6 protein-coding genes are annotated in these 6,748 nt (G+C 68.7%); 5 read left to right on the forward strand and 1 reads right to left on the reverse strand.

Annotation, left to right across the window (positions count from 1 at the left end; all coding sequences use genetic code 11):
• Window positions 1-678, reverse strand: a 678-nt coding sequence (locus N878_RS09880) for a substrate-binding domain-containing protein (RefSeq protein ID WP_021443502.1), incomplete at its 3' end; no start/stop codon positions are given.
• Window positions 679-880: 202 nt separating this feature from the next.
• Between N878_RS09880 and N878_RS09885 the strand changes: the two genes are divergently transcribed.
• The 5 genes from N878_RS09885 to N878_RS09905 all read left to right on the forward strand — a co-directional run.
• Window positions 881-1,375 (forward strand): formate dehydrogenase subunit gamma, encoded by a 495-nt coding sequence (locus N878_RS09885; protein WP_021443503.1) that lies wholly within the window; start codon window positions 881-883, stop codon window positions 1,373-1,375.
• Complete coding sequence (locus N878_RS09890) at window positions 1,372-2,943, forward strand: NADH-quinone oxidoreductase subunit NuoF (RefSeq protein ID WP_021443504.1); 1,572 nt, start codon at window positions 1,372-1,374, stop codon at window positions 2,941-2,943. The genes N878_RS09885 and N878_RS09890 overlap by 4 nt, the downstream gene beginning before the upstream one ends.
• 15 nt (window positions 2,944-2,958) lie before the next feature.
• Window positions 2,959-5,802, forward strand: a complete 2,844-nt coding sequence (fdhF, locus tag N878_RS09895) for a formate dehydrogenase subunit alpha (RefSeq protein WP_021443505.1) — start codon at window positions 2,959-2,961, stop codon at window positions 5,800-5,802.
• A 94-nt stretch (window positions 5,803-5,896) separates the two neighbouring features.
• On the forward strand, window positions 5,897-6,142 hold the full coding sequence (locus N878_RS09900) for a formate dehydrogenase subunit delta (RefSeq protein ID WP_021443506.1): 246 nt from the start codon (window positions 5,897-5,899) through the stop codon (window positions 6,140-6,142).
• Between the two features lie 172 nt (window positions 6,143-6,314).
• Window positions 6,315-6,748, forward strand: a 434-nt coding sequence (locus N878_RS09905) for a formate dehydrogenase accessory sulfurtransferase FdhD (protein ID WP_021443507.1), incomplete at its 3' end; no start/stop codon positions are given.

The following is a 6,748-nucleotide window of genomic DNA, read 5'->3' on the forward strand; positions in this document are numbered from 1 at the left end:
AGCTCGCCGCGCGCCAGGTCCGCCAGGCCGCGCACGCCGTGCGGGTTTGCCGGGGGCGAGCATCAGCCCCTGGGTGCGCACGACGAAGGTGATTACCCGCTGGTCGGGGCGCAGCCAGGGCTGGATGCGGGCCATGCTCAGTGCGCCGAGCGGCCCGGCCGGCACGTGCAGGCCGGCCACCTCGCAGTCGTGGCGATGCAGGGCGATGATCGCCTCGCTGCCGCTGCGAAACTGTACCTCCCACTGCCAGCTGGGGTCGCGCTCCAGCCACTCGCGCAGCGCTGCCACGGCGAAACCGTGGCTGGCGTGGATGCGCAGGCCGGGGTTGCTGGCCTGCAGCACCCGGTTCAGCTCCAGCTCCAGCTCGCCGGCCAGGTTGTCAAGCTGCGGCGACAGCCGCGCGCGGATGCGTTGGTCGGCCCACAGCAGCTTCTCGCCCAGCGGCGCCAGGCGCGCGCCCTTGCCGCGCTCCAGCTCGATCAGCGGGCTGCCGAAGAACGCCTGCCACTTGCCCAAGAGGTTCCAGGCATGGCGGTAGGAATAGCCGACGCGGGCGGCGGCCTCGGTGAGCTTGCCGGTGTCGTGTACCGCCTGCAGCAGTTCCAGCCCCTGCGGGTCGAGGCTGCTGCCGTCGCGCTGGTGGAAACGCCAGCGCGGCTGGATATCGATACGGATCATATGTTCATGGCTTCATATTTGTGTGGCCAATTTCCCATGTTAGTTTGCCGTGCATGGGCGCTTTGCGTCCGAGTATAAGAACTTTACTTCATATATGGCGAGCCCAATGGCTTCGCTTGGGATAAGCCGACCAGCAGCCGTGACTGGCGCGGATTATCTCCCCCGACAGTACCGGCGACCTCCGCCGGCTGGAGCATCGAATATGGCTGTTCTTCCCCAGCGCTTCGCCCCCGAGCAGTGCCAGGCCGTCGCCCGCGAGGTGCTGGCCGCCCACCGCGGCCAGCCCGGCGCCCTGCTGCCGATCCTCCACGACATCCAGGACCGCCTCGGCGCCGTACCGCCCGAGCTGCTGCCGCTGATCGCCGAGGACCTCTGCCTGTCGCGCGCCGAGGTGCACGGGGTGGTCAGCTTCTACCACGATTTTCGCGCCACGCCGCCCGGTCGTCAGGTGCTCAAGCTGTGCCAGGCCGAGGCCTGCCAGTCGATGGGGGTCAAGGCGCTGACCGCCGAGCTTGAGGAGAAACTCGGCCTGCCGCTGGGCGAGACCCGCGCGGATGGCAGCCTGAGCTTCGAGCCGGTGTACTGCCTGGGCAACTGCGCCTGTGCGCCGAACGCCATGCTCAACGGCGAGCTGCACGGCCGTGTCGATGCCGATGAACTGCTGGCGCTGCTGGCCGAACAGGAGGCACGCGCATGAGCGAGTCGATCAAGGTCTTCGTCCCGCGCGACGCCACCGCGCTCAGCCTGGGCGCCGACAAGGTGGCCCAGGCCATAGTCGCCGAGGCTGCGGCGCGCGGTATCGAGGTACAACTGGTGCGCAACGGCTCGCGCGGGCTGTTCTGGCTCGAACCGCTGGTCGAGGTCGCTACGCCGGCCGGCCGCGTCGCCTATGGGCCGGTCAAGGCGCGCGACGTCGCCGGGCTGTTCGATGCCGGTTTCCTCGAAGGCAAGGCGCATGCGCTGGGCCAGGGCCTGACCGAGGAGATCGACTACCTCAAGCGCCAGGAGCGCCTGACCTTCGCCCGCGTCGGCATCACCGACCCGCTGTCGCTGGAGGATTACCTCGCCCACGACGGCTACCGCGGCCTCAAGCGCGCCCTCGGCATGACGCCCGAGGCGATAGTCGCCGAGGTCACCGAGTCCGGCCTGCGCGGCCGTGGCGGCGCGGCCTTCCCCACCGGCATCAAGTGGCGCACCGTGCTTGGCTGCCAGGCCGAGCAGAAGTACATCGTCTGCAACGCCGACGAAGGCGACTCGGGCACCTTTTCCGACCGCATGGTGATGGAAGACGACCCCTACGTGCTGATCGAAGGCATGTGCATCGCCGGCCTGGCCGTCGGCGCGACCAAGGGCTATATCTACCTGCGCTCGGAATACCCGCACGCCGAGGCAGTGCTGCTCGAGGCCATCGCCCGCGCCACGGCCGCCGGCTACCTGGGCGACGACCTGCTCGGCAGCGGCAAGGCCTTCCATCTGGAGCTGCGCCGCGGCGCCGGGGCCTATATCTGCGGCGAGGAAACCGCGCTGCTGGAAAGCATCGAGGGCAAGCGCGGCACCGTGCGGCCGAAGCCGCCGCTGCCAGCCATCGAGGGCCTGTTCGGCCAGCCGACGGTGATCAACAACGTGATCTCGCTGGCTTCGGTGCCGATCATCCTCGACAAGGGCAGCGCCTACTACAAGGACTACGGCATGGGCCGCTCGCTCGGCACCTTGCCGATCCAGCTGACCGGCAACATCGCCCGCGGCGGCCTGATCGAGAAGGCCTTCGGCATCACCCTGCGCGAGCTGCTCTACGAGTACGGCGGCGGTTCGGCCAGCGGCCGGCCGATCCGCGCTGTGCAGGTCGGCGGCCCGCTCGGCGCCTACCTGCCCGAGTCGCAGTTCGACACGCCGCTGGACTACGAGGCCTTCGCCGCCCTCGGCGCGGTGCTCGGCCACGGCGGCATCGTGGTGTTCGACGACACGGTGGACATGGCCGACATGGCCCGTTACGCCATGGAGTTCTGCGCGGTGGAGTCCTGCGGCAAGTGCACACCCTGCCGGATCGGCTCGACCCGTGGCGAGGAGCTGCTGGCGCAGATCATAGTCGCCCGCTCCGAAGGCCCGCAGCCGGGGCGCATCGAGCTGCTCAAGAGCCTCTGCGACACCATGCTCGGCGCCTCGCTCTGTGCCCTCGGCGGCATGACCCCCTATCCGGTGATGAGCGCCCTCAACCACTTTCCCGAGGACTTCGGCATGGCGCAAGACGCCGCCGAAGCCCGCTGATCCGGAGGCGTCCCCATGGCCCTGTATCGTGAACTCGACTATGGCACCCCTGCTCGCAGCGGCGCCCCGGTAACCCTGGAAATCGACGGCAACGCCATCACCGTGCCGGCCGGCACCTCGCTGATGCGCGCGGCCCAGGAGGCCGGCATCGCCGTGCCCAAGCTGTGCGCCAGCGACAGCCTGGAGCCCTTCGGCTCGTGCCGCCTGTGCATGGTGGAAATCGAAGGCCGCCGCGGCTTCCCGGCGTCCTGCACCACCCCGGTGGAGGCGGGCATGGTGGTGCGCACGCAGAGCCCGAAACTGGCCGAACTGCGTCGCGGCACCATGGAGCTGTACATCTCCGACCACCCGCTGGACTGCCTGACCTGCTCGGCCAACGGCAACTGTGAGCTGCAGGACATGGCCGGCGTGGTCGGCCTGCGCGAGGTGCGTTACGACCCGGTGAAGACCCACCTGGCCGAGGCCAAGGACGAGTCCAACCCCTATTTCAGCTACGACCCGGCCAAGTGCATCGTCTGCAACCGCTGCGTGCGCGCCTGCGAGGAAGTGCAGGGCACCTTCGCCCTGACCATCGACGGCCGTGGCTTCGATTCGCGCGTGGCTGCCGGCCAGGACGAGGACTTCCTCGACTCCGAGTGCGTGTCCTGCGGCGCCTGCGTCAACGCCTGCCCGACCGCCACGCTGATGGAAAAATCGGTGATCGAGCTGGGCCAGGCCGAGCGCAGCGTGACCACCACCTGCGCCTACTGTGGCGTCGGCTGCTCGTTCAACGCCGAGGTCAAGGGAAATACAGTAGTGCGCATGGTGCCGAACAAGAACGGTCACGCCAACCACGGCCACGCCTGCGTCAAGGGCCGCTTCGCCTGGGGGTACGCGACCCACCCGGACCGCATCAAGACGCCGATGATCCGCGACAGCATCCATGAGCCCTGGCGCCCGGTGAGCTGGGACGAGGCCATCGGCCACGCCGCCCGGCGCTTCAAGGAGATCCAGGCGCAGTACGGCAGCCACGCGGTCGGCGGGTTGACCTCCTCGCGCTGCACCAACGAGGAAACCTACCTGGTGCAGAAGCTGGTGCGCGCCGCCTTCGGCAACAACAACGTCGACACCTGCGCCCGCGTCTGTCATTCGCCGACCGGCTACGGCCTCAAGGTCACCCTCGGCGAATCGGCCGGTACCCAGGATTTCGACTCGGTGCTGGCCGCCGACGTGGTGCTGGTGATCGGCGCCAACCCCACCGACGGCCACCCGGTGTTCGGCTCGCAGCTCAAGCGCCGCCTGCGTGAGGGCGCCAAGCTGATCGTCGCCGACCCGCGCGGCATCGACCTGGTGCGCAGCCCGCACATCCGCGCCGAGCATCACCTGCAGCTGCGTCCGGGCAGCAACGTCGCTCTGCTCAATAGCCTGGGCCACGTGATCGCCACCGAGGGCCTGATCAACGAGGCCTTCGTCGCCGAGCGCTGCGAGGCCGAAGCCTTCGCACAGTGGCGCGCCTTCGTCAGCGAACCGCGCAACAGCCCCGAGGCCATGGAAGCCCTGACCGGCGTGCCGGCCGCCTCGGTGCGCGCGGCCGCCCGCCTGTATGCCACTGGCGGCAACGCGGCGATCTACTACGGTCTGGGCGTCACCGAGCACAGCCAGGGCTCGTCCACCGTGATGGCGATCGCCAACCTGGCCATGGCCACCGGCAATATCGGCCGGCCTGGGGTGGGCGTGAACCCGCTGCGCGGACAGAACAACGTGCAGGGCTCCTGCGACATGGGTTCCTTCCCCCACGAGCTGCCGGGCTACCGCCACGTCTCCGACCCGGTGGTGCGGCCGCAGTTCGAGGCCGCCTGGGGCGTCAAGCTGCTCGACGAGCCGGGCCTGCGCATCCCCAACATGTTCGCCGCGGCCCATGCCGGCACCTTCAAGGGCATTTACATCCAGGGCGAGGACCCGGCGCAGTCCGACCCCGACACCCAGCACGTCACCGATGCGCTCAAGGCCATGGAGTGCGTGGTGGTGCAGGACCTGTTCCTCAACGAAACCGCCAAGTACGCCCATGTGTTCCTGCCCGGCGCCTCCTTCCTGGAGAAGAACGGTACCTTCACCAACGCCGAGCGGCGCATCTCGCCGGTGCGCAAGGTGATGCCGGCGCTGGCCGGCAAGGAAGACTGGGAAGTGACAGTGGCGCTGTCCAACGCCCTCGGCTACCCGATGCACTACCGCCATCCGTCCGAGATCATGGACGAGATCGCCGCGCTGACGCCGACCTTCAGCGGCGTCAGCTATGCCAAGCTCGAGCGCCTGGGCAGCATCCAGTGGCCGTGCAACGACGAGGCGCCGCAAGGCACGCCGATCATGCACGAGGACGCCTTCGTGCGCGGCAAGGGGCGCTTCATGGTCACTGAGTACATCCCCACCGACGAGCGCACCTCGCGCAAGCGGCCGCTGGTGCTGACCACCGGGCGCATCCTCTCGCAGTACAACGTCGGCGCGCAGACCCGACGCACCGCCAACACGGCCTGGCACCCCGAGGACGTGCTCGAACTGCACCCGGTGGACGCCGAGGACCGCGGCATCAAGGACGGCGACTGGGTCGGCATCGACAGCCGCGCCGGCGAGACGGTGCTGCGCGCCAGGGTCACCGAGCGCATGCAGCCGGGCGTGGTGTACACCACCTTCCACCACCCGGAATCCGGCGCCAACGTGATCACCACCGACAACTCCGACTGGGCCACCAACTGCCCGGAGTACAAGGTCACCGCGGTACAGGTGCGCAAGGTCGAGGCGCCGTCAGACTGGCAGCAGGAGTTCGATACCTTCACCCGCGAGCAGGTCAACCTGCTGCCGCAGATCAAGGTGGTGCAGCTATGACCGGCGTGCGGGGTACCTGCCCGGCTGCCTGGCTATCGCTGCGCTCGACCTACGCGGCCCGACCCATCCTACCCAGGGGGACTTTTCGATGGGCATGAACGCCACGCAACTGATCAAGATGGCCAACCAGATCGGCGCCTTCTTCGCCTCCCAGCCCGATCCCGCCCAGGCGCGCACGGAGTACGCCCAGCACCTCAAGCGGCAGTGGGACCCGCAGATGCGCACGGCGCTCTACGCTCACCTGGACGCCAGCGGCGGTGAGGGCTTGAGCGAGTTCGTGCTGCAGGTGCTGCGCGATTTGCGCGGGCAGATCGAGCCGCAGGTCGCGCGAGCCCTGTAGGGTGTCGCGGGGCCGCCCAGGCTGTGCGCAGCAGACAACCGCAAGTGTCGGATAACCTAAAGTCTCGGTTCGGCGTAGGGTGGATGACGCTCTTTTCATCCTCCATTGCGGCACCACGGTGGATCGGTAAAGCGTGATCCACCCTACGATCCTCGCGAGGAGCCAGCATCCCATGTCACGCCGTACCGCCGATCCGCTCGCCGATGATCGCACCGCCCACCCGGCGCGGGACGGCTACGCCTATGTCGAGCTGGACCAGGCGGCGCGCAGCGGCCATGCGGTGCTGGCCGAGGAATGCGCCCTGGCCATCGCCTACAACGGCATCAGCCATGCGGTGATGATGGTCTCGCCCAGCGCGTTGGAGGATTTCGTGGTCGGCTTCAGCCTGAGCGGCGCGCTGGTCGAGGGCGTCGAGGAAATCTACGACATCCAGATCGGCCGTCAGGGCGAGGCCTTCCACGCCGAGGTGCAGATCGCCAACCGCGCCTTCTGGGCGCTCAAGCAGCAGCGGCGCAATCTGGCCGGCACCAGCGGCTGCGGCCTGTGCGGGGTGGCGGCGCTGGAGCAGGCGCTGCCGCAACTGACCGAGCTGGCCGACAGCCCCCT

Origin of the sequence: Pseudomonas sp. EGD-AK9 (assembly GCF_000465935.2) — a bacterium.
Classification (GTDB): Bacteria; Pseudomonadota; Gammaproteobacteria; order Pseudomonadales; family Pseudomonadaceae; genus Aquipseudomonas.